Raw genomic sequence first — 257 nt, forward strand, 5'->3', positions numbered from 1 at the left:
GCTCCGATCGCGCGCTCGCAGGGATCACCGCCGCCGAGCGACCGCTCACCGATCGCTACGTCATGGCCGACCTCGACTCCGCTCCTCTGCATCCGCCGCACACCGCCGTGCTGACGCTCGATCGCGCGGGCGTCGTCGAATCGTTCCCGCTGCCCGGCGGGGCGCGGCGGCTCGTCGCCTGGCACGACGGATCGGGCGACCCCGCCGAGCGGCTCCGCCGCGCCGTCTCCGTTCGCATGGGCGACGACGCGCTGGCG

The 257-nt window shown here is 75.5% G+C and carries 1 protein-coding gene; it reads left to right on the plus strand.

The window, feature by feature from the left end; translation table 11 throughout:
- A partial coding sequence (locus SB660_RS21900; RefSeq protein WP_410584543.1) for a hypothetical protein occupies positions 1-257 on the plus strand: 257 nt, incomplete at both ends.

The sequence above is a fragment of the Bacillus sp. SIMBA_005 genome (assembly GCF_046535585.1).
Taxonomy (GTDB): Bacteria; Bacillota; Bacilli; order Bacillales; family Bacillaceae; genus Bacillus; species Bacillus pumilus.